The 25,653-nt window shown below is 74.4% G+C and carries 17 protein-coding genes; 11 read left to right on the top strand and 6 right to left on the bottom strand.

What is annotated here, in order from left to right; translation table 11 throughout:
* Positions 1–104: 104 nt before the first annotated feature.
* The 3 genes from IE329_RS15130 to IE329_RS15140 are packed head-to-tail and all read right to left on the bottom strand — an operon-like array spanning position 105 to position 4,194.
* Complete coding sequence (locus tag IE329_RS15130; RefSeq protein ID WP_190211383.1) at positions 105–2,171, bottom strand: dipeptide ABC transporter ATP-binding protein; 2,067 nt, start codon at positions 2,169–2,171, stop codon at positions 105–107.
* The gene (locus IE329_RS15135) at positions 2,168–3,211 is read right to left on the bottom strand and encodes an ABC transporter permease (protein ID WP_190211384.1); all 1,044 of its coding nucleotides are present in this window, start codon (positions 3,209–3,211) and stop codon (positions 2,168–2,170) included. The genes IE329_RS15130 and IE329_RS15135 overlap by 4 nt, the downstream gene beginning before the upstream one ends.
* Entirely contained in the window at positions 3,211–4,194 is a 984-nt protein-coding gene (locus tag IE329_RS15140; protein WP_190211446.1) for an ABC transporter permease, read from the bottom strand. The genes IE329_RS15135 and IE329_RS15140 overlap by 1 nt, the downstream gene beginning before the upstream one ends.
* A gap of 374 nt (positions 4,195–4,568) precedes the next feature.
* On the opposite strand from IE329_RS15140, the gene IE329_RS15145 reads away from it, so the two are divergent.
* The 4 genes from IE329_RS15145 to IE329_RS15160 all read left to right on the top strand — a co-directional run bounded on the left by IE329_RS15145 (position 4,569) and on the right by IE329_RS15160 (position 11,063).
* On the top strand, positions 4,569–6,272 hold the full coding sequence (locus IE329_RS15145; RefSeq protein ID WP_190211385.1) for an ABC transporter family substrate-binding protein: 1,704 nt from the start codon (positions 4,569–4,571) through the stop codon (positions 6,270–6,272).
* 491 nt (positions 6,273–6,763) lie between these two features.
* Positions 6,764–7,951, top strand: coding sequence for a low temperature requirement protein A (locus tag IE329_RS15150; RefSeq protein ID WP_229927452.1), 1,188 nt, complete (start codon positions 6,764–6,766; stop codon positions 7,949–7,951).
* Positions 7,952–8,138: 187 nt separating this feature from the next.
* Complete coding sequence (locus IE329_RS15155; RefSeq protein WP_190211386.1) at positions 8,139–8,798, top strand: pentapeptide repeat-containing protein; 660 nt, start codon at positions 8,139–8,141, stop codon at positions 8,796–8,798.
* Between the two features lie 207 nt (positions 8,799–9,005).
* Entirely contained in the window at positions 9,006–11,063 is a 2,058-nt protein-coding gene (locus IE329_RS15160; RefSeq protein WP_190211387.1) for a phosphocholine-specific phospholipase C, read from the top strand.
* A gap of 91 nt (positions 11,064–11,154) precedes the next feature.
* Here the strand turns inward: IE329_RS15160 and IE329_RS15165 are convergent, their stop codons facing one another.
* On the bottom strand, positions 11,155–11,997 hold the full coding sequence (locus tag IE329_RS15165) for a DUF1206 domain-containing protein (RefSeq protein ID WP_190211388.1): 843 nt from the start codon (positions 11,995–11,997) through the stop codon (positions 11,155–11,157).
* 250 nt (positions 11,998–12,247) lie between these two features.
* On the opposite strand from IE329_RS15165, the gene IE329_RS15170 reads away from it, so the two are divergent.
* Complete coding sequence (locus IE329_RS15170; RefSeq protein ID WP_190211389.1) at positions 12,248–14,296, top strand: hypothetical protein; 2,049 nt, start codon at positions 12,248–12,250, stop codon at positions 14,294–14,296.
* Positions 14,297–14,457: 161 nt separating this feature from the next.
* Positions 14,458–14,727, top strand: coding sequence for a hypothetical protein (locus IE329_RS15175; RefSeq protein ID WP_190211390.1), 270 nt, complete (start codon positions 14,458–14,460; stop codon positions 14,725–14,727).
* A gap of 240 nt (positions 14,728–14,967) precedes the next feature.
* Here IE329_RS15175 and IE329_RS15180 read toward each other — a convergent pair whose 3' ends face one another.
* The gene (locus IE329_RS15180) at positions 14,968–18,213 is read right to left on the bottom strand and encodes a S41 family peptidase (RefSeq protein ID WP_229927453.1); all 3,246 of its coding nucleotides are present in this window, start codon (positions 18,211–18,213) and stop codon (positions 14,968–14,970) included.
* A 407-nt stretch (positions 18,214–18,620) separates the two neighbouring features.
* Between IE329_RS15180 and IE329_RS15185 the strand changes: the two genes are divergently transcribed.
* Positions 18,621–20,303, top strand: coding sequence for a chitinase (locus IE329_RS15185; protein WP_190211391.1), 1,683 nt, complete (start codon positions 18,621–18,623; stop codon positions 20,301–20,303).
* 186 nt (positions 20,304–20,489) lie between these two features.
* On the opposite strand, the gene IE329_RS15190 is transcribed toward IE329_RS15185, so the two are convergent.
* A complete protein-coding gene (locus IE329_RS15190) occupies positions 20,490–21,248 on the bottom strand; it encodes a TetR/AcrR family transcriptional regulator (RefSeq protein WP_190211392.1) in 759 nt (252 codons plus the stop codon).
* 195 nt (positions 21,249–21,443) lie between these two features.
* On the opposite strand from IE329_RS15190, the gene IE329_RS15195 reads away from it, so the two are divergent.
* The 4 genes from IE329_RS15195 to IE329_RS15210 all read left to right on the top strand — a co-directional run bounded on the left by IE329_RS15195 (position 21,444) and on the right by IE329_RS15210 (position 25,504).
* Positions 21,444–23,198, top strand: coding sequence for an MFS transporter (locus IE329_RS15195; RefSeq protein WP_190211393.1), 1,755 nt, complete (start codon positions 21,444–21,446; stop codon positions 23,196–23,198).
* Between the two features lie 103 nt (positions 23,199–23,301).
* On the top strand, positions 23,302–24,219 hold the full coding sequence (locus tag IE329_RS15200; protein ID WP_190211394.1) for an NADP-dependent oxidoreductase: 918 nt from the start codon (positions 23,302–23,304) through the stop codon (positions 24,217–24,219).
* A gap of 166 nt (positions 24,220–24,385) precedes the next feature.
* Positions 24,386–24,724: a putative quinol monooxygenase gene (locus tag IE329_RS15205; RefSeq protein WP_190211395.1), complete on the top strand. Its 339-nt coding sequence runs from the start codon at positions 24,386–24,388 to the stop codon at positions 24,722–24,724.
* 117 nt (positions 24,725–24,841) lie between these two features.
* Positions 24,842–25,504 carry a hypothetical protein gene (locus IE329_RS15210; protein ID WP_190211396.1) on the top strand — a complete coding sequence of 221 codons (663 nt, stop codon included), beginning with the start codon at positions 24,842–24,844 and terminating at the stop codon, positions 25,502–25,504.
* The last annotated feature ends 149 nt before the right edge of the window (positions 25,505–25,653 follow it).

Raw genomic sequence — 25,653 nt, forward strand, 5'->3', positions numbered from 1 at the left:
CTACTGACGGACCGTCGGGTCCGCGCGCCGGGCGGGGCGAACGGGTGACCCGGGGCCACGCACCGCGCGGCGGGACGTCCCCGGCGGTCCCGCCGGGCGGTGCGTCAGCGGACGTCCGGGTGGTGGCAGGCGGCCGTGTGGTCCACGCCCGGCGCGGCCTCGGCCGGCACCGGCGACCGCTGCTCGCAGACGGTGCGGCGGCCGTCGGCCAGTGCCGCGTACACCGGGCAGCGGGTGCGGAACCGGCAGCCGGTGTGCCGCTCGGTGGGCGAGGGCGGGTCGCCCGGCAGCAGGACGCGCTCGCGGGCGCGTTCGGCGGCCGGGTCCGGCAGCGGGACGGCGGAGAGCAGGGCGCGGGTGTAGGGGTGCCGCGGGCGGTCGAAGACGGCGGAGACCTCGCCCTGCTCGACCGTCCGGCCGAGGTACATCACGCTGACCCGGTCGGCGAGGTGGCGCACCACCGACAGGTCGTGCGAGACGAACAGGTACGCGATGCCGAGGTCGGCCTTCAGCCGCTGCAGCAGGTTGAGCACGCCCGCCTGGACCGAGACGTCCAGGGCGGACACCGGCTCGTCCAGCACGAGCAGCCGGGGCCGGACGGCCAGGGCCCGGGCGATCGAGACGCGCTGGAGCTGGCCGCCGGAGAACTGGTGCGGGTAGCGGGCGGCGTGCGCCGGGTCGAGCCCGACCTGGCGGAGCAGCTCCGGCACCCGCCGGGCGACCAGCTCGCGGGGGGCCCGCCGGGCGCGCAGCGGTTCGGCCACGATGTCGCCGACCGGCAGCCGCGGGTCGAGGGCGGCCGTCGGGTCCTGGAAGACGATCTGCAGTTCGGCGCGGAGCCGGTGCGCGGCGGCCCGCGAGAGCGCCGCGGTGTCCTGGCCGAGGAACTCGATCCGGCCGGACTCGGGCTTCGCCAGGTTCAGCAGTTCGAACAGGGTGGTCGACTTGCCCGAGCCGGACTCGCCGACCAGGCCGAGGGTCTCGCCCGCCCGGATGTCCAGGTCCACGCCGTCGACGGCGTACACCTCGCCCGTCCGGCGCCGGAACACGCTGCCGCTCAGCACCGGGAAGGTCTTGGTGAGCCCGGTGACCCGGAGCACCGGCGCGCGCTCCTCCCGGGGCGGCGCGGGGGGTGCGGCGGGCACCGGCGGCATCGGGTAGATCTCGGCCGGGGCGGGCCCGCGGGCGGCCAGTTCGTCCGCCCGGACACAGGCGGAGAGGTGGCCGCCGGTGCCGGCCGGCGGCGGTTCGGCGGTGCGGCAGCGGTCCTGCACCAGCGGGCAGCGTCCGGCGAACGGGCAGCCGGCGGGCAGCGCGGCCATCGGGGCCGGGGCCCCGGGGATCGGCACCAGCGGCCCGCCCCGGGCGTCCACCCGGGGGACGGCGCCGATCAGCCCGAGGGTGTACGGGTGCCGGGGCCGGGCGAACAGCTCGTCCACGCCGGCGCTCTCCACCACCCGCCCGGCGTACATCACGGCGACCCGGTCGGCCATCCCCGCGATCACCCCCAGGTCGTGGCTGACCAGCACCAGCGCGGCGCCGGTCTCCCGCCGGGCGGTGCGCAGCACGTCCAGCACCTGGGCCTGGATGGTGACGTCCAGGGCGGTGGTGGGCTCGTCGGCGAGCAGCAGGTCCGGGTCGTTGGCGACGGCCATCGCGATCATCGCGCGCTGGCGCATGCCGCCGGAGAACTCGTGCGGGAAGCTCTCCAGGGCCCGGCCGGGGTCGGGGATGCCGACCAGGTCGAGGAGTTCGGCGGCGCGCTTGCGGGCGGCGCCGCGGTCGGTCCGCCGGTGGATCCGGAGCGCCTCGACGATCTGGTCGCCGATCCGGTGCACGGGGGTGAAGGCGGACAGCGGGTCCTGGAAGACCATCGCCATCCGGCGGCCGCGGATCGGGGCCAGCGCGTCCCGGGGGAGGCCGACCAGCTCCTGGCCGTCCAGGCGCACCGAGCCGCGGACGGCCGCGGTGCCCGGCAGCAGCCCGAGCACCGCCAGCGCGGTGACCGACTTGCCCGAGCCGGACTCGCCGACGATGCCGAGGGTCTCGCCGCGCCGCACGGTGAGGTCGACGCCGCGGACGGCGGGCACCGGGCCCCGGCCGCGCGGGCCGGCGAAGTCGACCCGCAGGTCGCGGACGGTCAGGAGGTCGGTGCCGACGGCGGTGCTCAACTGCTGCTCCGGTTGCTGCGGGGGGTGGTGGGGCCGGGGCGTCGAGGCCCGCTCGCCTCCGGGGCGCCCGCGGGGAGGGCGGGGCGGGCGGCCGGCCGGGCCCGCCGGGGCCGGCGGGCGGGGCGGGCGGCCTCGGCGGTGGGGTCGAGCGCGTCGCGCAGCCCGTCCCCGATCAGGTTGACGGCCAGGACGAACAGCACCAGCAGGCCGGCCGCGAAGTAGAACAGCCAGGGGAACACCGGGGCCTCGGACGTCCCGGCGGCGAGCAGCGTGCCGAGCGAGACGTCCGGGGCGCGGACGCCGAAGCCGAAGTAGGACAGGGCGGTCTCGCTCATCACCGCGCCGCCGACGGCGATCGTGGCGTCGGTGATCAGGAAGGAGGCGGTGTTCGGCAGGATGTGCCGCAGGATGATCCGCAGCGGCCGCACCCCCATGAACTGCGCGGCGCGGACGAATTCGCGCGAGGCCAGCGAGATGGTCATCGAGCGGACCACCCGTGCCGTGATCATCCAGTTGAACAGGGCGAGCAGCGCGACGAAGGCGATCCAGCCGGAGCCCTTCAGCTGCGGCGAGACCATGGTGATCACCAGGAAGCTCGGCAGTACCAGCATCAGGTCGACCAGGAACATCAGCAGCCGGTCCGTCCAGCCGCCGAAGTACCCGGCGCAGGCGCCGACCAGGGCGGCCAGGGCGGTCGAGAAGAGCGCCACCAGCAGGCCGATCACCAGGGACTTCTGCAGGCCCCGCAGGGTCTGCGCGAAGACGTCCTGGCCGATCCCGTTCGTCCCGAACCAGTGTGCGGCGGACGGCGGTTGCCGCAGCGCGGTGTAGTCCGGCGCGGCGTAGTCCCACGGGGTCAGGTAGGGGCCGCCGAAGGCGAGCACGAACAGCAGCAGGACGGTCACCGCGCCGGCCACCGCCCAGCGGGCGCCGAGCAGCCGGCCGAGCACCAGCCGCCCGCGTCCGGGCGGGCCGGGCGGGCGGCGTGCCGCTACGGGCGCCGGGGCCGGGGCCGTCAGGCTCTCCGGGACGTCGGTCATCAGCGGCGCACCCTCGGGTCGAGGGCGGCGTGCAGGGTGTCGGCGAGGAAGCCGGAGGCGAGCACCACCACCGCCGCGAAGAGGTTGACGGCGACCACCGCGTTGACGTCCTGTTCGTTGATGGACTGGATGAACCACTCGCCCATGCCGTGCCAGCCGAAGATCGTCTCGGTGAAGGCGGCGCCGGTGAAGATGCCGAGGAAGCTGTAGGCGAACATCGTCGACATCGGGATCACGGCGGTCCGCAGGCCGTGCCTGAGCAGCGCCCGGTTGCGGGTCAGGCCCTTGGCCTCGGCGGTGCGCAGGTAGTCGGAGCCCAGCACGTCGAGCATGGTGCCGCGCTGGTAGCGGCTGTACGTGGCGAGGCCGCCGAGGGCGAGCGAGAGGGTCGGCAGCAGCAGGTGCAGGCCCCAGTCGGCGAGGTGGGTGCCGAGCCCGCCGGTCAGCCCGGGCGTCTCGTAGCCGGTGAACGGCACCACCTCGTGGCCGGCCACGTCCTTGGCGGCGATGGCGCCGTTCTTCAGGAGGAGCGCCAGCAGGAAGACCGGGGTGGAGAGCAGCACGAAGGAGACCACGGTCAGCGCGCGGTCGGTGATCCGGTACTGCTTGACGGCGCTCCAGGCGCCGCCGGCCACCCCGAGCAGCATGCCCAGCAGGCTGCCGATCAGCAGCAGCCGCAGCGAGACCCAGACCCGGCGGCGGAAGTCGTCGTTCACCGGGGTGTCGTGGATGGTGCGGCCGAGGTCGCCGTGCAGCAGGACGCCGTCGGCCCAGTGCCCGAAGCGGACCGCCACGGGGGTGCGGTCGTTGATGTTGAGCGCGGTGAGCTGGCGGTCGACCGAGGCGGCGGCCGGCCGGGGCACCTTGGACTCGAAGTAGGTGCGGGGCTGCAGGGCCCCGGAGGCGAGTGCGTAGGAGAGGAAGACGGCGGCGACCAGCAGCACCGCGTAGTAGGCCAGCCGCTGCGCCAGGTAGCGGAGCATCAGCCACCGCCGGGGGCGGTGGCGTCGTTCGTGCACCTGGTGGACATGGTGATTTGCCTTCGCTCAAGGGGTGGTTGCAGCAGCTTCGTGCATCGCCGGATCGGCACGGCCGGTGGGCCGCGCCTCGGGCGCGGGGCGCGCCGCTTCGCCCGGGTCGGGGAAGCGGCAGGTCAGAGTGTTGCACCGGTCCGCAGCCGGGGTGTTGCGGCAGTGTTGCGGCCCGTTTCATTCCGATCAGATCTGAACATCCCCCTCTGGTCGCGGAACTGATCGGCTGTTACGTTCGGCTGGTCGGCACCGACTTGGCTGCCCACGCTCAAGTGCCGCCACACCTGGTGGTGCCGAAATCGTCGAAACTCCCGGGGAGACCCCTCATGGACGCAACCGCCACCACCCGCCGGATCAGCCGGGCGGCCGCCCTCGCCGCCGCCCTGGCGCTGGCCGTCACCGGGTGCGGCTCGGGCGGCGGCGGCTCGGCCGACGGTGCGGCCAGGAGCGAGCCGCCGCGCCAGGGCGCCAACGACATCAACCCCAGGCCGGCGGCCCAGGTGAAGGACGGCGGCGAGGTCCGCTACCCGCTGTACCAGTGGATCACCCAGTGGAACCCGTACCAGGTCGACGGCACCTACGGGGGCGCCGTCGAGATCATGCGGGCCCTGGAGCCCAGCCTGTTCCGGGTGGACGCGAGCGGCACCTTCCAGCCGGTGGCCGACTACCTGGTCGACGCGAAGGTGACCTCCACCTCCCCGCAGGTGGTCACCTACAAGCTCAACCCGAAGGCCAAGTGGTCCGACGGCAAGCCGCTGAGCCACCTGGACTTCAAGGCGGTCTGGCAGGCCAGCAGCGGCAAGGACCCGGCGTACAACATCGCCAACCCGGCCGGCTACGAGCTGATCTCCGGCGTCGAGCAGGGCGCGGACCCGGGCGAGGTCAAGGTCACCTTCGCCGAGCCGTACGCGGACTGGCAGAACCTGTTCCGGCCGCTGGTCCCGGCGGCCGGCATCGCCACCCCGGACGACTTCAACAAGGGCTGGGTCGAGAAGGTGCCGATCACCGCCGGCCCGTTCCGGATCGGCGTCGCGGACAAGACGGCGCAGACCCTCCAGCTCGTCCCGGACCCCGACTGGTGGGGCGAGAAGCCCAAGCTGGACAAGGTCACCTACCGGGTGATGACCCAGTCGGCCACCACCCAGGCCTTCCTCAACAACGAGATCGACCTCGCGGCCGCGGGCACCGCGACGGCCTACGGCCAGCTGAAGGACGCCAAGGACGCGGTCGTCCGCTCCGCCAGCCCCTGGGACGAGGTGCACATCTCCTTCGGCGGCGGCGGTGCGCTGGCGGACCAGAAGGTGCGCCAGGGCCTGGGGCGGGCGCTGGACCGGCAGTCGCTGATCAAGATTGCCAACAACGGCGTGCCGGTGGACTTCAAGCTGCTCGGCAACCACATCTTCATGCCCAACCAGACCGGCTACCAGGACAACTCCGGCGACTGGGGCAAGTTCGACCTGGCGGCGGCGAAGAAGCTGCTCGACGAGGCGGGCTGGAAGGAGGACGGCCCCGGCCGGCCGCGCACCAAGGACGGCCAGGCGCTGGAACTCCACTGGATCCTCAACGACGGCACCACCCAGGCCCAGGTCGACCTGGCCACCGCCGCCCAGAACATGTGGCTGGCGGTCGGCGCCAAGGTCGACATCGACAAGGTGCCGAGCAACGACTTCTTCGCCAAGTACGTCAACCAGGGCAAGTTCGACATCGCCAGCTGGCGCAACACCGACTCGTTCCCGCTCTCCACCAGCCTGTCCAACTTCCGTCTGCCGCAGGGCGACAACGTGTTCGGCAACTTCTCCAAGCTGGGGTCGCCGGAGATCGACGCGCTGCTGAAGAAGGCCGCCGGCACGGTCGACCCGGCCGGGGCCGCCAAGCTGTACAACGAGGCCGACGCCAAGATCTGGGAGCTCGGGCACACCGTCGAGCTGTACCAGCGGCCCTCCGTGGTGGCCGTCCGCAAGGGCCTGGCCAACGACGGCGCGTTCGGCCTGGCGAGCTCGGATCTCGCGCTGACCGGCTGGGAGAAGTAGGCCGGCCCCGCCCCGGGGGTCGCCCTGGCCCGGTGGTCCCCGGCCCGGAAGTCCCCGGCCGACGGCGGGCGCTGACGAGCAGCGCGGTGATCACGGGGCCGGTGGCGGGGGCGCGGGTGGTACGGCATCGCCGCCCCCGCGTCCCACCACCGGCCTTGACCTTCCGCGTTGCCCGCAGGGCGCCCGGGTCGTCCTTCCAGGTGATTCCGATCGGGGACGAATCTAGCCGTGAGCCGGAGAGGGACAGGACATGCCGCACGGGGCGCGCCCGGAACCGGCCGAGCTGTCACCCGGATCGCGCACCGCACCGTCAACTATGGCTGACGACAGGGCAAAACGGGTGAAACCGGCCCGTCCGGCGTGCCGCACGGGGGCGTGCGGGGCGCCTCCGGCCGCTGGCCCGCCACACGGGCGGGCGGCCGGTGAGATGCGTGCGCGCGGGCCGGCCCGTGTCAGGATCACCGGGACAGCACCCTCCCGGAGGCCGAGCCATGACCAGCGGACCCGCCGCACCCCGCCCGCAGCACCCGTACCCCCGGCCGGTCCAGCGGATGGTCCCGCGCAGCCGGGACGAGCCGCACCGCGCCGCGACCCCGCTGGAACTCTTCTTCGACCTCTGCTTCGTGGTGGCCGTCGCGCAGGCCGGGCGCGAACTCGCCCACGACCTCGCGGAGGGGCACCTGCACGTGGCGCTGGTCGGCTACCTGTTCGCCTTCTTCGCGATCTGGTGGGCCTGGATGAACTTCACCTGGTTCGCCTCCGCCTACGACTGCGACGACGTCCCGTACCGGATCACCACGCTGGTCCAGATCACCGGCGTGCTGATCCTCGCGGCCGGCGTGCCCCGGATGTTCGCCGACCAGGACCTCACCCTGGCCGTCACCGGGTACGTGGTGATGCGGCTCGCGATGGTCACCCAGTGGCTGCGGGCGGCGGCCGGGGAGGAGGGCGCCGCCCGGACGGTCGCCCTGCGGTACGCGGCCGGGATCACCCTCGTCCAGGCCGGCTGGGTGCTGGTGCTCCTGGTGCCCGCCGACGTCCGACCGTACGTCGTCCCGCTGGGCATCCTCGCCGAGCTGGCCGTCCCGGTGGTCGCCGAGCTGGCCACCCGGACCAGCTGGCACCCGCACCACATCGCCGAACGGTACGGGCTCTTCACCCTGATCGTGCTCGGCGAGACGGTGGCCGCCGCGACCGTCGCCGTGCAGTCCGCCGTGGACGAGCACGAGGCGCTGGGGGAGCTGATCCCGATCGCGGTCGGCGGCATCCTGCTCTGCTTCTCGGCCTGGTGGATCTACTTCGCCCGTCCGGTCGAGGACATCCTCACCTCCAGCCGGCAGGCCTTCCTCTGGGGCTACGGCCACTACCTGGTGTTCGGGGCCGCCGCCGCGATCGGTGCCGGGCTGGAGGTGGCGGTCGAGCAGGCCGTCGGCAAGGCCCACATCTCGGCCGCCGCCGCGACCGCCGCCGTCACCGTCCCCGGCGCCGTCTACCTGTTCACCGTCTGGCTGCTGCACGCCCGCCACGGCAAGTCCGGCGCCGCCCAGGTGGTGCTGCCGGTCGCCGCGGTCGCCGTGCTGGCCTGCACCTTCCTCGGTGGGTCGGGCGTGCTCGCGGCCGGTCTGGTGGCGGCGGCGACGGTGGCGGTGGGGGTGGCCCTGCACGCCCGGGAGGGGTGAGAGGCGGCTGCTCCGCCCCGCCCGGCCCGCTCGGGGGCCGGGTGCCACCCGGCCCCGGCCCCGGCCCCGGCCCCGGCCCCGGGCCCGGACCGGCTGCTGCCCGGGTCGCTCCGGCGGCATTGTCGGTGCCCCGTGCGACGATGCCGGGGCCAGCACCAGCACCAGCACCCGATCGTGAGGCCGCGCCATGCCCTCGTCCGTACCCGACCAGCTCGCCGACCTGCCGTACGGCCACCTGCTCCGGCGGCACGACGGGCCGCTGCGGCGTGACGAGCGGTACGACACGGTGCACTTCGACGGCGGGGAGTACACCGACCAGGCCGCCACCGGTGCGAGCTTCCTGGAGTGCGCGTTCACCACGGTCGCGATGAGCGGGGTGAAGCTGCGGCAGGCCCGGTTCAACGAGGTGTGGGTGCAGGGCAGCCGGTGGGTGGCCTGCGACCTGTCGGACAGCGAGTGGCAGGACGTCTCCGTGCTCGGCGGGGTGCTGGCCGGGGTGGCGGCGCACGGGTCGGCGCTCCGCCGGGTGGTGCTGCGCCAGTGCAAGCTGGAGGCGGTCAACCTGCGCGCGGCGGTGCTGCGCGACGTGGTGTTCGAGGACTGCGTGCTGCGGGACGTCGACTTCGGCGACGCCAGGCTGACCGGCGTGACCTTCCCCGGCTCCACCCTGGAGGAGGTCCGGCTGCGCGGCGCCACGTTGAGCAGGACCGATCTGCGCGGCGCCGTCCGGCTGGGGCTGTCCGACGGGCACGAGGGGCTGCGCGGGGCGCTGATCAGCAGCACCCAGCTGTTCGAGCTGGCACCGCAGTTCGCCCAGGCGCTGGGCATCACCGTCAAGGACCGCTGAGCCCGCCCGGGCGTTGTGCCCGGGGCAGCACGCGCATTGCCCCGGCCGTTCATCTCCAGGCCGTTCACCGACAGTTGGACGAACAGTCCGACAATCATGCGGCACGAGTCTGGCCTCCCCGGCCTGCCCTGCGTGAGGATGCTCCGCGACCGACGTTGTCCACAACCTGTGTGTACAACATCGCTAGCGAAGGGACGGGCCGGGCAGATGTCCGAGCTGAGCCGTAGGAAGTTCATGGCACTGTCGGCGAGCGCGGCGGCCGGTGCGGCGGTGGCGGGCGGCGCCGCCGTCGGCGCCGCCGCACCCGCCTCGGCGGCGGCGCCGGCGAGCACCGGCACCATCACCGACGCCCAGCACATCGTGGTGCTGATGCAGGAGAACCGCAGCTTCGACCACTACTTCGGGACGCTGCGCGGCGTGCGCGGGTTCGCCGACCGCAGCGCGATCCAGATCGCCGGCGGCTACAGCGTCTTCAACCAGCCCAACGGCCTCGGCCGGCAGTACCCGTGGGCCTTCAGCGCCACCAAGCCGGCCGGTGGCGCCGACCCCGAGCGCCTGGCCCAGTGCAACGGCGACCTGGCGCACTCCTGGAACGACCAGCACACCGCCTGGAACGGCGGCAAGCTGGACTCCTGGGTGCTCGCCAAGGGCAACGTCCGCACCCTCGGCCACCTGCAGCGCGCCGACATCCCGTTCCACTTCGCGCTGGCCGAGAACTGGACCATCTGCGACGCCTACTTCTGTTCGACGCTGAGCGCCACCGGCCCCAACCGGACCTTCCACTGGAGCGGCACCATCGACCCGGCGGGCACCGCCGGCGGCCCCGCCTACAACGGCGGCGACGAGTCCGGGCTGCGCTGGCAGACCTACGCCGAGGCGCTGGAGAGCGCCGGGGTCAGCTGGAAGGTCTACCAGAACGCCGCGGACAACTACGGCGACAACGCCCTCGCCTACTTCAAGCAGTTCACCGACGCCCCGGCCGGCAGCGCCCTGGCCGTCAAGGGCATGGGCTCGGTCCCGAAGGTGACCGGCCGGACGCCGGACGACATCGCCGCCGCGATCCGCGCGGACGTCCTGAACGGCACCCTCCCGCAGGTCTCCTGGGTGGTCGCCGACGAGGCCTCCTCCGAGCACCCGTACGCCACGCCCAACGACGGCGCGCACTTCGTGCACATGGTGATGGACGCGCTCAACGCGGACCCGAACGTCTTCAACTCCACCATCATGTTCCTCAACTACGACGAGAACGACGGGTTCTTCGACCACGTCCCGCCGCCCTCGCCGCCGGCCGGCACCCCCGGCGAGTTCTACAGCAACACCGCGATCGGCCTCGGCTTCCGCGTCCCGATGATCGCCATCTCGCCGTGGAGCCGCGGCGGCTGGGTCAACTCGGAGACCTTCGACCACACCTCGGTGCTGCGCTTCCTGGAGCGCTGGACGGCCGCCATCGGCAAGCCGGCCGCCTGCCCGAACATCAGCGCCTGGCGGCGCAAGGTCACCGGCGACCTCACCGGCGTCTTCGACTTCGCCCACCCGGTGTACGGGATGCCCGCGCTGCCCAACACCGACGCGGTGATCGGCCTCTCCGCCTGCGGCCCGCTGCCCAACCCGGCGCCGGTCACCAACGCGCTGCCCGCCCAGGAGAGCGGCACCCGCCCGGCCCGTGCGCTGCCGTACCAGCCGAACGCCAACCTGGACCACCTGGAGTTCGGCTCCGGCGGCGTGACGAAGGTCTGGCTCAAGATGTCCAACACGGGTACCGCGGCGGTGAACGCCTCGCACTTCGCCGCCTACGCCAACGCCTACCGCAGCGGCGGGCCCTGGCAGTACACGGTGGACGCCGGCGCCGAGCAGAGCGACTTCTTCAACTGCGGCCCGGGCTACGGCAACGGCCCGTACGACCTGAGCGTCACCGGCCCCAACCGGTTCCTGCGCCGCTTCAAGGGCGACGCCACCAAGGCGGGCAAGACCGCGGCGGTCACCGCCTCGTACGCGATCGAGCCGGGCAGCGGCAAGCTGGCGATCTGGTTCAAGCTCGCCAACGCCGGTGCCTCGGCGGTGACCTTCACCATCACCTCGAACAACTACCGCACCGGCACCTGGACGTACCAGGTGCCGGCCGGCGGCAACGTCAGCGACTTCTTCAACGCCGTGGCGGGCCAGAACGGCTGGTACGACTTCACCGTCACGGTGAACTCGGACAGCAGCTGGTCGCAGCGCTTCTCCGGTCACCTGGAGACCGGCGCGGCGAGCGTCACCGGCTGACCGGCCGCTCCGGGTTCCGGCCACCCCGGGTGGCCGGAACCCGGAGCGGTGCGGGTCGGCGCCCGGCCGGCCGGGCGCGCCGGGGAGGGGCTCAGCGCAGCCGGTACCAGCGGGCCTGGCAGAACGAGAAGCACCCGTACAGCGCCAGCCCGGCGCCCACCGCGACCAGCAGGGCCGGGCCCGCGGCCGTGCCGGCGAAGGAGCGCAGCGTCTCGTCCAGGCCCTTCGCCCGGGCCGGGTCGAAGGCCACCGCCGCCAGCAGGACGAACACGCCCGCGCCGGCGAAGACCAGCCCGCGCACCCCGCCGCCGACCACCCCGAGGGTGCGGACGGCCGTCCGCACCCGGCGGCCCATCGCGCCGGTGTCCAGCTTCTTCTCGAACTTCCGCAGTACGGCGCGCACGCCCAGCACCACACCGGTGACGATCACTACGAGGCCGGCCGCGCCGACCAGCCACCGCCCGCCGGGCCAGGCCAGCACCGTCGCCGTGTACTCCTTGGACGACTCGTCGCCGGAGCGCGTCCCGCCGGAGCCCGTCAGCAGGGTCTGCAGCACGCCGGAGCAGAGGAAGGCGTTGAAGACCGCCCGGCCCAGGTCGGCGGCCCGCTTGGTCCAGCCGTCCTCACCGGTGCCCCGGCCGAGCACGGCGACCGACAGCCGCCACAGCGCCATCCCGGCGAGACCGGCCGCCAGCGCCCACAGCATCACCTGGCCGAACGGCTGCTCGCCGATGGCGGCCACCGCCCCGGAGCGGTCCGCCTCCTTCCCGTCCGACCCGCCGAGGGCGATCCGCACCGCCAGCACCCCGACCAGGACGTAGATCACCCCGCGGGCCGTGAACCCGGCCCGCCCGGCGGCCCGGACGACCGGGCCGCGCCCGAGCCGTCGTCCCCAGGAGGGGAGGGAGCCGCGTCTACCGCTGTTGATGGCCATGGGCCTCGCCTGCCCCGGCCCGGTGGGGGGAAACGGCCCGGGAGGACGCCGGGAGGACCCGGGGCGGCCCCGGGCGCCGGCCGGGCGCGCCGGCGGGGGTCGGCGGCGGGGTCGGCGGCCGCGGGAACCCGGACCGGGACGGTGGGACATCGTGACGATCCCATGATCCGTTCGTTTGGCAGTGGGTCAGGCGGGTCCCGACCGGAATCCGGACGGGCGCCGGCGCGGCGCACAGCAGGGGAGTCTCCGCATGAACGGCCGGGAAGCCGCCACCTCCGTGGCACCGATAGCGCTCGAACCGACCGGCCCGGAGCAGCCCCCGGAGCCGCCCCCGCGGCAGGCCGCGCGGGAGCCCCGGCGGCCCGCCCCGGACGCGCCCGCGCGCACCCCGGCCGCCCGCCGGCTCCCCGGCGCAGCCCGGCGCGCCCGGCTCAAGGAGCACGAGGCCGCCCTGGTCGGCGGCTACCGCGAACTGGCCAGGCTCGCCTACCTGGTGCTGCCCGGCGGCACCGACCGGCACCACCGGGTCCTCGCCGCCCACGCCGTCGTCCAGCAGGCCCTGCGCGGAAGGGGCCAGGACGGCCCGCCCGTCGACCCCTCCACCGGTCCGTACGAGGGCCGCGCCCAGGAGGCCGTCCGGCTCCAGGTGCTGCGCGGCGCGCTGGCCCGCCCGCTGCGCCGCCGGCTGCTGCCGCTGCCCCGGCTCTGGGGGCTGCGCCTGTTCACCGCCGCCGGCAGCCCGGAGGACCTCGCCCTCGACCAGGAGCTGGCCTGGGCCACGCCGCACACCCGGGCCGGATACGCCCTGCGGGTCCTGGAGGGACTGCCCTCCGACCGGGTCGTCGCGCTGCTCGACCGGGCCGGCGTGCCCGACCCCGGCGGGGCCCTGGCCGAGGCCGAGCGGATCCACGCCGGGCACCGCGCGGCCGGGCGCGACCTCGACCGTTCGCCCGAGTTCGACCCCTGCGCCGTCCGGGCCCAGCCCACCGACCTGCTCCGGCGCCGGGCCAAGGGCCGCCTGCTGGCGGCGGCGGCCGCCGCCGTGCTGGCCGCCGCGGTGGGCCTGGCACCGGCGCAGGGCCCCGCGCCGTCGGCGCAGCGGGCCGGCTCCGCCGCCGACCCGGCCGGGCGGGCCCTCCCGCCGCCGCGCCGGGCGGCCGACGACGCCTGGCGGCAGATCGCGCGGCTGGACTTCGGCGTCTGGCCCGCCCGCGGCGACCTCACCACCGACCAGGCCCTGCTCGGCCGGGCGGCGGCCGCCTGGTCCGGCCCCGCCCCGCAGGTCCGCCGGACCGTCGAACCGGGCACCCCCGACGGCCCGCCGGGCGCCGCCCAGCTGCTCTACGCCGGGCGGCCGGACGGCGCGGCCGTCGTCGTCCTGTACGGCGAGGGCCGGCTGGCCCGCTACACCGAGGGCCCGCAGCCGGAGCTGACCCTCGCCCGGGCCGACGACGCCGACGTCACCACGGCCGCCGCGCTCGCCCTCACCCGCACCCCCGAGGGCGCCCGCTACCTGCTCGCCCCCTGGGTCGACGCGGCCGACACCCGCGACCTGCGCACCCCGGACGCCGCCGCCCGCCCGGTGCCGCACCCCGACGGCCTCACCCCGCCGCTGGCCCTGACCGCCGACGCCTCCTGCGCCCGGCGGCCCGTCCTGCAACTGCGCTCCTCGCCGGTGGTGGCCGAGCAGCACGCCTTCCTGCTGGCCGACGTCGGCGGCCTGCTGCCCGCCCACCTGACCTGGACCCCGCCCCCGGACGGCACCCCGGCCCGCCCGCCGCGCGAGGCGACCGGCCCGGAAGCGCTGGCCGCCTGGGCCCGGACCTCCTGCGGCCTGCCCGGGGCCGGTCCGGCCGACGCCGGCCCGGGCACCCGGGCGCTGAACACCTGGGCCTTCGCCACCCAGCAGCTCCCGGAGGGGGAGGGGGCCGCGACCTGGGTCTGCGTCCGGCGGGACCGCTGGGACGGCGGCGGCTCGGCGGCCACCGCGCTGCTGCTGCCCGACCCGCGCCGCACCGCCCCGGAGCCGCTGCGCACGGCCGGTGCCCCGGAGACCCGGGCCTGCAGCCGCTTCGACCAGAACGTGCTGGCTGCCACCTGGTGGCGCGGCAGGTCCGGCAAGTCGTACCTGCTGATGGCGGGCAGCCGGCGGCTGGTGAGCGTGTCCGCCACCGGCGCGCTCACCCTGCCGGAGACCAGGACGCCGGCCCGTGCGCTGGCCGTGCCCGGGGCGGGCCAGGGCGAGGTGCGGCTGACCGGCCTGCTGGACACCGGCGCCCGGATCGGCACGCTCCGGTGACGGGGAGTGCGGGCCGGGCGGCCGGGCCGGAGCCGGTGGCCGGGGCGGGCGCCGGTGACGGGGGCGGCTGGTGCGGGTGGGCCTGCTCCGGCCTGCGGATGCGGCCGGTGCGGCGCGGTGTGAGAGTGAGGACAGCCCGGTAACCACCCGGAGGAGGAGACATGGGCATCTTCGACAGGTTCCGCCACAAGGCGCACGATGCCGGCGAGGAGGCCAGGTCCTCCCTCGGCGGGACGCAGGAACAGGATTCCACCGCCATGACGGACCAGGCCCGGCGCGCGGCCCTCGCCCATGACGAGGCGGCCGACGCCTTCCCCGACCGGACGGAGCGGGCGCGCGAGCCGGAGCAGCCGCCGTCCGCGATGTCCGCCCAGGAGGAAGAGGAACGGGCCCGGGAGAACATGACGGCCGAGGGCGATCCCTGGGACTGACCGGTCCCGGCCGGACCGGATGAGCCTTCCGGCGGCCGGGCCGGGCCGGGCGACCGGCACGGACCGCCGGAACGAGTACCACCCGAATGGATGAGGGGCGCGCCTGCCGGGGCGCGCCCCTCCCGCGCGTCCGTCCGCCCCTCGCGCTCCGGCCCCTCGCGCTCCGGCCCCTCGCGCTCCGGCCCCTCGCACACCCGCCGGCCGCCCCTGGTGAACCCGCCGGCCGGCTCCCGCCGCCGGTCAGCGCGGCGGCAGCGGCGGCCGGCGCAGGTCCGGGCGCGGGATGTCCTCCGGCGGCGGCACCGCGGCCGGGCTGTCCTCCAGCAGCTCCAGCGCCAGCCCGACGGCGCAGGACAGCTCCGGATGCCGGCCCCGCGCCCAGTCGTTCGGGGTGCGCAGCACGTGCACGTCCGGCTCCGCGCCGTGGTTCTCCACCGACCAGCCGAGGCCGCCGGTGAACCAGGAGGCGTTCTTGGGCACCGAGATCTGGGTGCCGTCGCCGAGCTGGTGCCGTCCGGTCATGCCCACCACCCCGCCCCAGGTGCGGGCGCCGATCACCGGCCCGAGGCCGAGCAGCTTGATGGCGGTGATGATCACGTCGCCGTCCGAGCTGGTGGCCTCGTCGGCGAGGGCGACCACCGGGCCGCGCGGGGCGTCCCTGGGGTAGCGGACCGGCTGCCGTCCGCGGCTGAAGTCCCAGCCGAGGACGCGGCGGGTGAGCTTCTCCAGCACCAGCTCCGAGACGTTGCCGCCGGCGTTGCCCCGGACGTCCAGCACCAGCGCCGGCTTGTCGAGCTCGCGGCGCACGTCCCGGTTGAACTGCGCCCAGCCGGAGCCGCCGAGGTCGGGGATGTGCAGGTAGCCGCACCGCCCGTCGCTGAACTCCCGGACCAGCTCCCGCCGCCGGCCCACCCAGGCCTGGTAGCGGATCGGCCGCTCGTCGGTGAGCGGGGTGACGGCGATCCGGCGCACCCGCCCCTGCGGGCCGCTGCGCAACGAGAGTTCGACGCTGGTGCCGCCGGTGCCCGCCAGCAGCGGCGCGGGGCCGCGCACCGGGTCCGGCGGGCGTCCGGCGACGGCCAGCAGCTCGTCGCCGTCCCGGACGCCGTGCGCCGCGAGCGGGGCGCGGGCCCGCGGGTCCGAGGATTCGCCGGGCAGGACCCGGTCCACCAGCCAGTGGCCGTCGGGGGAGCGCCGGGCGTTGGCCCCGAGCAGCCCGAGCGGCTGCTGGACGGGGGTGGGGCCCTCGCCGCGCCGGGCCGGGGTGACGTAGGCGTGCGAGGTGCCGAGTTCGCCGAGGAGTTCGCGCAGCAGGTCGGCGAAGTCGTCGGGGCCGGCGATCCGGTCCAGCAGCGGCTCGTACTGCGCGGTCAGGGCCGGCCAGTCCAGGCCGCACATGCCCTCGTCCCAGAACTGGTCGCGGACGATCCGGGCGGCCTCGTGGTACGCCTGGCGCCACTCCTCGGCCGGGTGGACGGTGTGGGTGATCCGCCGCAGGTCGACGCTGAGCCCGCCGCCCGGGCCCGGCACCGGGACGATCCGCAGGGTGCCGCCGGAGTACACGGAGACCGAGCCGCCGTCGCCGGAGACGGCGTAGCCGTCCAGCTTGTCGACCAGGGTGCTGCGGGTGCCGCGGGCCAGGTCGAAGTACTCCAGGGAGGGGCGGCCCGAGGTGTCGTCCGGATTGGCGAAGGTCTGGCCGAGGGCGCCGGAGATCGGCCAGCGCAGCCAGACCAGGCCGCCGCGCACGGCGTCGGTGGCCGAGTACTTGGAGGCGATCACCGGGAACTGCACCAGCCGCTCCGAGATGCCCTGCGGCTCGACCGTGACGGTGCCGTCGCCGGGCGCGGCGCCGGCCGCCGGCACCGCCCCGCCGGGCCGCCCCTCGGCCGGGGCGGCGAAGGGGGACGGCGTGTCGGCGGCCAGCGGGACGAGGTAGGGGCGGCAGCCGAGCGGGAAGGACATGTCCCCGGTGTGCACGTCGTGCACCGGGTCGAAGCCGCGCCAGGAGAGGAACACCAGGTAGCGGCCGTCCCGGGTGAAGACCGGCTGCTCGTCCTCGAACCGGCCGTCGGTGACGTCGGTGACCGGCGCGAGGGTGTCGGCCCGGGTCATCCGGATCTTGCGCAGCGAGCGGCCGGCCACCGGCTGGGACCACGCGACCCAGAGCGAGTCGGGGGAGAAGACGGCGCTGCTCACCGGCCCGTAGGTGGAGGCGGCCAGTTCGCGCACCTCGCCGTCGGCGGTGCCCACCAGCAGCAGCCGGCCGTCCGAGGTGGCGGCCGCCAGGGTCCGGCCGTCCGGGGCGGCGGACAGCTCCAGCACCCGGCCGATCAGGCCGCCGGCGATCCGCCGGACCCCGGGGTGCTGCCCGGACCGGTGCTCGTGGTGGTGCTCGCTGCCGGGCAGCGGGGCGATCTCGACGGCGTCCTCGCCCTCGGCGTCGGTGATCCAGCAGACCTCGTCGGTGTGGCCGAGCACCACCGGCAGCCTGGTCCGCACGCCGGGCGTGTCGGCGAGCGCCCGGGCCGGCCCGTCCCGGTGGGTCAGCCAGTACTGGCTGCCGCGGACGGTGATCACACCGGTCCGGCCGGTGGCGTCGCAGGCGAGGTCCTTGACGTGCGAGGCGGCGTTCACCTGGTACGGGCGGCGGCCGGCCCGGGCGCCGCCCAGCGGCACCCGCAGCCGGCGCGGGGCGGGGGCGCCGAGGCCGTCCAGCAACCAGATGTCCCCGGCGTGCTGGTAGACGATCCGGGTGCCGTCGGTGGCGGCCTCCCGGGCGTAGTAGGAGGCGTGGTCGGTGTGCCGGCGCAGGCCGGAGCCGTCCGGGCGGCAGGAGTAGAGGTTGCCGATGCCCTCGTGGTCGGACAGGAAGGCGATCCGGGGCCCGTCGGGGCCGTCCACCGGCATCGGGGAGGCGAGGTGGCCCTCGTGCCCGGGCAGCAGGCGCTGCCCGTCGATCCAGAGCCGTCCGGTGGCGCCGCCCCGGTAGCGCTTCCAGGCGGCGGGCTCGTGCGGGGCCGAGCCGGTCAGCAGGACGGTGTGCTCGCGGCCCACCTGGGCGTCGCCGACCGGCCCCCAGGGCATCTTCCGCCCCGGTGAGCCGTCCAGCGGCAGCGCGTGCGCCCAGGTGTAGTGGGCGAACGGCTCGTGGTACGAGGTGACGGCGAGCACCTCGCCGTCGGGGAGCCAGCCCCGGACCCGGGTGTCCTGGCTGCCCCAGTAGGACAGCCGGACGGCCTCGCCGCCGTCCGAGGGAGCGGTCCAGACCTCGGGGGTGAGGGTCAGCCAGCTGGTCCAGGCGAGGGTGCGGCCGTCGGGGGAGAGCCGTGGGTGGCTGACCCGGGTGCGGTCGCAGCTGACCCGCCAGGCGCGGCCGGTGCCGTCGCCGTCGGCCAGCGGGGCCACCCAGACGTCGTCCTCGGCGGTGAAGGCGATCAGGCCACCGCGCAGGTGGGGGTGTCTGAGGTAGCCGGGCGCCGTCACCTCTTCATGGTTCGGCGGTGGCCTACCGGTCGCAACCCGGGCCGTGCCCGGCCGGCGGGCCGTCGTGCGGCTGCCGGGGCCCGCCGGCCGGCCGTGCCGGGGGCGCACGGCAGGCCCGCCGGGGACCGCCGGCCGTGCCGGGGAGGGGCGCGGGGAAGCGGGGCGGGGCCGGGCGGGCGGGCCGGCGGGGGCGGCGCCGACGGGCCGTCCGGGGGCGTCCGGACACCGGCGGCCGGGCCGCGGAGGCAACTCTCGGTCGCCTCGGGGGCATTGACACAGAACCGGCGGATCCACTTCAGTGGTCTAGTCCAACTGGTTGACGGAACGGCCGCACCCCCCACCTGGCCGCAGCTTCCCCATGCCCTCGGACACCCCCCACATCCCGCGCCCCAGCAGGAGTCCCCCGCATGCGCAGAACAGCATCCCCCACGAAGCACCGGGGCAGGCCCGGCCGCCTCGCCGCCATCGGCACCGCCTGGGCCGTCGCGGCCGCCGGCGCCGTCGGCCTGGCCCTCGGCACCGCGCCCGCCGCCTCGGCCGGAGAATTCCTCACCAACGGCGGCTTCGAGAGCAACGCGCTGGCCCCCTGGAGCTGCGCCGCCGGCACCGGCAGCGTCGTCACCGGCCAGGCCCGCACCGGCAGTTACGCCCTGGCGGGCGCCGCCTCGGCCAGCTCCTCGGCCCAGTGCTCGCAGACCGTCACCGTCGCGCCCAACACCACGTACACGCTCAGCGCGTACGTCAAGGGCAGCTACGTCTACCTCGGCGTGGACGGCGGCACCAGCACCTGGACGCCCGGCACCGGCGGTGCGTACCAGAAGCTCTCGGTCAGCTTCACCACCGGCGCGGCCCAGACCAGCGCCACCGTGTACACCCACGGCTGGTACGGACAGGGCACCTACTACGCGGACGACGTCTCGCTGGACGGTCCCGGCGCCCCGAGCCCGTCCCCGTCGGCCACCGCCACCGTGAGCCCGACCGCCACCGCCTCGCCGACGGCCACCCCGACCGGCACGGCCACCCCGACGGCCACGGCCACGCCGACCAGCACCGGCACGCCGACCCTGCCGCCGCCCGGCAACCACGCCCTGGTCGGCTACCTGCACGCCAGCTTCGCCAACGGCGCCGGCTACACCAAGGTCGCCGACATCCCCGACTCCTGGGACTTCATCAACCTGTCGTTCGGCGAGCCGACCTCGGTCACCTCCGGCGACATCCGCTTCAACCGCTGCCCGGTCGCCGAGTGCCCCTCGGTGGAGTCGGACGCCGACTTCAAGGCGGCCATCGCCGCCAAGCGGGCCAAGGGCAAGAAGGTGCTGATCTCGATCGGCGGCCAGAACGGCCAGGTCCAGCTCACCACCACCGCCGCCCGGGACACCTTCGTCTCCTCGGTCTCCGCGATCATCGACAAGTGGGGCCTGGACGGGCTCGACATCGACTTCGAGGGCCACTCGCTGTCGCTGGCCACCGGCGACACCGACTTCAAGAACCCGACCACCCCGGTCGTGGTCAACCTGATCTCCGCGCTGAAGACCCTGAAGGCCAAGTACGGCGCCGGCTTCGTGCTGACGATGGCCCCGGAGACCTTCTTCGTCCAGCTCGGCTACCAGTACTACGGCTCGGGCCCGTGGGGCGGACAGGACCCGCGCGCCGGGGCCTACCTGCCGGTCATCTACGCGATGCGCGGCGACCTCACCCTGCTGCACGTCCAGGACTACAACTCGGGCTCGATCATGGGCCTGGACAACCAGTACCACTCGATGGGCGGCGCCGACTTCCACGTCGCGATGACCGACATGCTGCTCAAGGGGTTCCCGGTGGCGGGCAACACCGCCAACATGTTCCCTGCGCTCAACCCGTCGCAGCTGGCCATCGGCATGCCGGCCACCACCAACGCGGGCAACGGCTACGTCAGCCCCGCCGAGGTGAACAAGGCGCTGGACTGCCTGACCAAGCTGACCAACTGCGGCACCTACGTGCCGAGGGCCGGCGCCCAGCCGAACCTGCGCGGCCTGATGACCTGGTCGATCAACTGGGACCAGTTCGGCGGCCGGGAGTTCTCGAAGAACTTCGACAGCTACTTCGGCTGATCCCGCCCGCTGCGGCCGGCCCCGCGAGGGCCGGCCGCAGCGCACGGCCCGACCGCGGCACCCGAATCGCGGCCGCACCTGAAATGCGGCAGCGCCTGGTCCGTGGCAGCACCTGATCCACCGCTCCACCCGCCGGCCGGCGGGCACGTGTCCCGGGCCCGCCGGCCGGCGGCGTTCCCGGGCCGCTCAGGCGTCCGGGGCGGGGAGCTTGGCCGCGAGGCCGGTCAGGATGAGGTCCAGCCCGAACTCGAACCGGTCGTCGCCGCCGCCGGACGTCAGGATGTCGGCGTTGGCGCTGGTACAGGGGAAGGTCTCGCTCGGCAGCGAGGCGTAGAACGTCCGGACCTGCTCGCGGAAGGCCGGGCCGAACTCGCGCATCGGCAGGCCGCTCTCGCGCTGACGGGCCATGAACTGGGAGCCCTCGTAGGCGTCGGCGCTGATGTAGAGCAGTATCCGGTCGACCGACCAGGCGGCCTGCTGGATCGGCACGCCGCCGGCCACCAGGACGGCCAGCAGTCCCTCGGTGACCCGGAGCATGTTCGGGCCGGTCGGGATGGTGGCGAGCGCGATCCTGGCCACGTCCGCGTTGGCGGAGAAGACCCGGTAGATGGCGCGGGCGACGTCCCTGGCCTGCTCCTGCCAGTCGTCCGGGTCCGCCTTGGGCACGTCGATGCCGGCGGCCACCCGGTCGAGCATCAGGTCGAGCAGCTCGTCCTTGTTGATCACGTGCGCGTAGATGCTCGACGGCCCGGTGTCGAACTCCTGGGCGATCCGGCGCATGGTCAGCGCGTCGATCCCCTCCGCTCCGGCGATCCGGAGGGCGGCGTCCACGATCAGGTCGGCGGACAGCGGCACGCGCTGGGGCGCGGGCTGCTTGCTCGCGCGCCCCTTTCGCCATGGTGCGGCAGGGATCCCCGGGGTGTCGTGGGACCGGGAAACGTCCATGGTTCGTGAGCTCCTTCCTGGCGGCGACTCCCCGGAGGGGCTCGTTCCGGACCAGTGTACCAACAGACGAACACTGTACTTGACGAGAACGGTGTTCGGGTGCTCGAATGGCGTTCTCCACTCAGCGATCACTGTTCGTCGGGGGCCTGGCCGTTCGTCGGACGTCACTCCGCACACACCTGATGGGTTCAGCCAATGACGACATGGCAGCAATCACCGACGGAGGCCGACGAGGCCCCGTACAAGTGGCGCTGGCTCGCCTTCTCCGCGATCCTGGCCGCCTCGATCATGAATCTGCTCGACGCGATGATCACCAACATCGCGGCCCCCTCGATCCGCGCCGACATCGGCGGCGGCCTGGTCCTGATCCAGTGGCTCGGAGCGGGCTACACCCTCGCCCTGGCCGCCGGCCTGATCACCGGCGGGCGGCTCGGTGACATCTACGGGCGCAAGCCGGTCTTCCTGATCGGCGCCGTCGGCTTCACGGTCAGCTCCGTGCTCTGCGCGGTCTCGGTCTCGCCCGGCACGCTGATCGCCGCCCGCATCGCCCAGGGCCTGTTCGGCGCCCTGCTGCTCCCGCAGGGCCTGGGCACCATCCGCTCGATCTTCCCGCCCCGGGAGCTGGCCACCGCCTTCGGTGCGTACGGCCCCGCGATGGGCCTGGCCACCGTGGCCGCCCCGGTCGTGGCCGGCGCGCTGATCAGCGGCGACCTGTTCGGCACCGGCTGGCGGATGGTCTTCCTGATCAACGTCCCGATCGGGCTCTTCGTCATCATCGCCGGGTTCAAGTACATCCCCAGCAAGCAGGCGCCGAGCGCGGCCAAACTGGACGTCCCCGGAGCCCTGCTGGCCGGTGTGGCCGCGCTGCTGATGATCTACCCGGTGGTCCAGGGGCGCTCGCTCGACTGGCCGGCCTGGTGCTTCGTCCTGATGGCGCTCTCGCTGGTGCTGTTCGTGGTCTTCGCCAAGGCGGAGAACCGGATCCAGGCCCGCGGCGGCGACCCGCTGATCGTGCCGACGCTGTTCCGCAAGCGGGCCTTCTCCGGCGGCCTGGTCACCGGCCTGGCGGTCTACACCGCGCTGACCGGGTTCGGCCTGATCTTCACCCTCTTCCTCCAGCTCGGCCTCGGCTTCTCGCCGCTCAAGGCCGGCCTGTCCGTCCTGCCGCAGGCCCTCGGCAGCGTCTCCGGCTTCGTCGCCTCGGGCGCCGGGCTGACCCAGAAGCTCGGCCGCAGGTCGCTGCACCTGGGCACCACGCTGATGGCGGCCGGCGCGATCGGCATCTTCCTGATCGTCCGCGGCGTCGGCACCGACGTCTCGCCGTGGCACACCGCGCCGGCCCTGGCGGTCTACGGCGCCGGGCTCGGCCTCTTCCTCGCGCCGTTCTTCGACATCGTGCTGGCCGGCGTGGAGTCCCACGAGTACGGCTCGGCCTCGGGCACGCTCACCGCGATCCAGCAGTTCGGCAGCGCGCTGGGGGTGGCCATCATCGGCACCGTCTTCTTCGGCATCCTCGGCGCCCAGGTCACCCAGGCCACCGACACCCCGGACCTGCGCGCCAGGCTGACCGCCGTCCAGGTCACCGGGGCCGCCCAGGACAAGATCATCACCGGCCTCGGCGACTGCGGCCACGACCGCGCCACCGCCACCAACCCCGACGCGGTCCAGGCCAGCTGCGTGCAGCTGGAGACCGACATCAAGGCCGCCGCGAGCTCGTCCGGCAACCCGCTGGGCGTGGCCGCGGCCGTGCAGAGCGGAGCCACCGACTCCTTCAAGCAGGGCTTCAACCAGACCCTCCAGCGCACCATCTGGGTCGTGGTGGGCCTGCTCGCCCTGGGCTTCGCGCTCGCCTTCCTGCTGCCCAAGCACGCCCGGGGCCACAAGCCGCCGTCGGGCGGCGGCGGCGACGGCAAGGACGAGCAGCCGCAGGAGGAAGCAGCCCTGCTCTGAACCAGCCGGCCGGAGCGGGGTGCGCCCCGCGGCGCACCCCGCCACCCCGCCCGATCGTTTCCACCCCCGACGAGCCAGTTGTCATTCCACGAGAGGTAACGACATGTCCACCGCGATCGTCTTCAACGAGTACGGCAAGCCCGAGGTCCTCGTCCCGGTCGAGATCCAGGACCCGGAGGCCGGCGCCGGCCAGGTGCGGGTGCAGGTGCGCGCCGCCGGCGTGCAGCCCTTCGACACCGCCTGGCGCCGGGGCGACTTCGCCCAGTGGAACCCGGACACCTTCCCGGTGCGGCTGGGCAACGAGGTGGCCGGCGTGGTCGACCAGGTCGGCCCCGGCGTCACCGGCGTGGCCGTCGGCGACGAGGTGATCGGCTTCCTGGACGGTACCGGGTACTCCAGCGTCGTCCTGCTGCAGGCCGACCAGCTGGTGCAGAAGCCGGCCGGGATGCCCTGGGAGGAGGCCGGCGTGCTGTCCGCCTCCGGCCAGACCGCGCACACCGCGCTGGACGAGCTGCGGGTCGGCGCCGGCGACGTGGTGCTGATCCACGCCGCCGCCGGTGGTGTCGGCTCCAACGCCGTGCAGATCGCCAAGGCCCGCGGCGCGGTCGTCATCGGCACCGCCAGCGAGCGCAACCACGACTACCTGCGCTCGCTCGGCGCCATCCCGGTCACCTACGGCGCCGGCCTGGTCGAGCGGGTCCGCGCCGCCGCGCCCGACGGCGTGGACGCGGTCTTCGACGCCATCGGCGGCGAGGCGCTGGACGCCTCGGTCGAGATCCTCGACGGCAACACCGAGCGCGCCGTGACCATCGCCGACTCCTGGGGCGGCCCGCGGCTCGGCGTGCGCCGGATCGGCACCCAGCGCTCCGCCGAGCGGCTGGCCGAGCTGGTCCGCCTCTACACCGAGGGCCTGCTGAAGGTCACCGTCGCCAAGGCCGTCCCGCTGGAGAAGGCGCCCGAGGCGCACCAGGAGGTCGAGACCGGCCACGTGCGCGGCAAGGTCGTGCTCACCGTCGGCTGACGCCCGCCCGCACCCCGCTCGTCCGCTCGCCGCTCGCCCGGTCGAGTCCGAATCGAGCGCACCGGTATTCCCTGGGAGGCCGGTCGCCCCGCCGCATCCGCGGTGGGCGCGGCCGGCCTCCGGCCGTACCCGCGGCCGCGGGCCCACCCACACTGCGGAGGAAAAGATGTCCGATCTCGCGTCGTCCGGTGCCGGCTTCATCGCGATCGTCACCCTGGGCACCGAAGGGCCGGAGGTCCAGCGGGAGCTGGTCGAGCTGCTGGTGAAGGACGTCGAGGAGTGGGTCCGGCACTGCCCGGGCTTCATCGCGGCGAACTACCACGCGAGCGTCGACGGCCGGCACGTCGTCAACTACGCCCAGTGGCGCGACGAGGCGGCCTACCGGGACTCGTTCCGGGACAACCCGCGCGCGGGGGAGCTGCGGGCGACCATCACCGCCATGCCGGGGGTCACCGCGCCCTCCATGGTCGGGTACACGCTGGTCCGGACGGTGCCGGCGGCCTGACCCGGCCGTCCTTGAGCTGTCGTCAAGCGAGTCTCGACGGCCCGCCGAAATGCTGACGGTGTCGCGGGGTGGACAGTCACCCCGCGCTCACCACTCGCACTTCGCGGAAGGACTGGCATGTCGACAGTTAAGAGCTGGGCCAAGAGAATCGCAGCCGTCGGAGCCGTCGCGGCGGTGGCGATCCCCGTCTCCGTGGGGTCCGCCGGCGCCGAGACCACGGCCGAGGCCCAGGCTCAGACGGCGGCCACCGCCTCCGTCCCGGTGGGGTACAACTGCTACGTCGAGTTCCCGGGCGGCCACAACGTGCTGCCCTACAGCCTGACCTTCGCCACCAAGGCCCCGGCCAAGGTCGCGCCGCACAAGAAGTTCACGGTCGAGCTCGACCCGCCGGTGATCACGCCCAACCCGCAGTACAACAGCGGCGTCAAGGACGTCCAGGTGCAGTACCAGCTGCCGGCCAACGCCTCGCTGGTGAAGTACGAGCTGGTCGGGGGCAGCGGCCTGGCCGGCACCCACGCGGTCGTCACGGTCGACTACGGCACCAACACGCTGACCTACAAGCAGGCCGGCACCCTGGCCGCGGGCCAGCCCTTCGACCTGCCGACGCTGAAGCTCAAGCTGGAGTCGGGCGCCTCCGGTGTGATCAACACCGGCACCGCCGGCACCTCCTTCGACGACCCGGCGTTCACCTGGGTCCGCCTGGACCTCCAGGGCGCGCCGGCCCCGTTCAAGTGCGTGGCGAACCCGCAGACCACGTTCACCACCACCACCGTCCGCTGACCCGGTCCGGTCCGGGGCCCTCGCCGGGCCCCGGACCGGAATCCCTTCCCGGACCGGACCGCAATCCCGCCGTCCGCGTGGAACACCGAATCCGACCGGCGTTTGGGCGAATGGCGAAAGGAACGACATCCATGTTCCCCGTGATAGGA

It is taken from the genome of Kitasatospora indigofera, from assembly GCF_014655955.1.
Classification (GTDB): Bacteria; Actinomycetota; Actinomycetes; order Streptomycetales; family Streptomycetaceae; genus Kitasatospora; species Kitasatospora indigofera.

Coding starts and splice junctions, on each gene's coding strand:
- IE329_RS15170 (WP_190211389.1), top strand. CDS start 12,248: ATGAACGGCCGGGAAGCCGCCACCTCCGTGGCACCGATAGCGCTCGAA.
- IE329_RS15195 (WP_190211393.1), top strand. CDS start 21,444: ATGACGACATGGCAGCAATCACCGACGGAGGCCGACGAGGCCCCGTAC.
- IE329_RS15205 (WP_190211395.1), top strand. CDS start 24,386: ATGTCCGATCTCGCGTCGTCCGGTGCCGGCTTCATCGCGATCGTCACC.
- IE329_RS15140 (WP_190211446.1), bottom strand. CDS start 4,194: ATGCTCCGCTACCTGGCGCAGCGGCTGGCCTACTACGCGGTGCTGCTG.
- IE329_RS15190 (WP_190211392.1), bottom strand. CDS start 21,248: ATGGACGTTTCCCGGTCCCACGACACCCCGGGGATCCCTGCCGCACCA.
- IE329_RS15185 (WP_190211391.1), top strand. CDS start 18,621: ATGCGCAGAACAGCATCCCCCACGAAGCACCGGGGCAGGCCCGGCCGC.
- IE329_RS15155 (WP_190211386.1), top strand. CDS start 8,139: ATGCCCTCGTCCGTACCCGACCAGCTCGCCGACCTGCCGTACGGCCAC.
- IE329_RS15160 (WP_190211387.1), top strand. CDS start 9,006: ATGTCCGAGCTGAGCCGTAGGAAGTTCATGGCACTGTCGGCGAGCGCG.
- IE329_RS15200 (WP_190211394.1), top strand. CDS start 23,302: ATGTCCACCGCGATCGTCTTCAACGAGTACGGCAAGCCCGAGGTCCTC.
- IE329_RS15150 (WP_229927452.1), top strand. CDS start 6,764: ATGACCAGCGGACCCGCCGCACCCCGCCCGCAGCACCCGTACCCCCGG.
- IE329_RS15175 (WP_190211390.1), top strand. CDS start 14,458: ATGGGCATCTTCGACAGGTTCCGCCACAAGGCGCACGATGCCGGCGAG.
- IE329_RS15165 (WP_190211388.1), bottom strand. CDS start 11,997: ATGGCCATCAACAGCGGTAGACGCGGCTCCCTCCCCTCCTGGGGACGA.
- IE329_RS15145 (WP_190211385.1), top strand. CDS start 4,569: ATGGACGCAACCGCCACCACCCGCCGGATCAGCCGGGCGGCCGCCCTC.
- IE329_RS15135 (WP_190211384.1), bottom strand. CDS start 3,211: ATGACCGACGTCCCGGAGAGCCTGACGGCCCCGGCCCCGGCGCCCGTA.
- IE329_RS15210 (WP_190211396.1), top strand. CDS start 24,842: ATGTCGACAGTTAAGAGCTGGGCCAAGAGAATCGCAGCCGTCGGAGCC.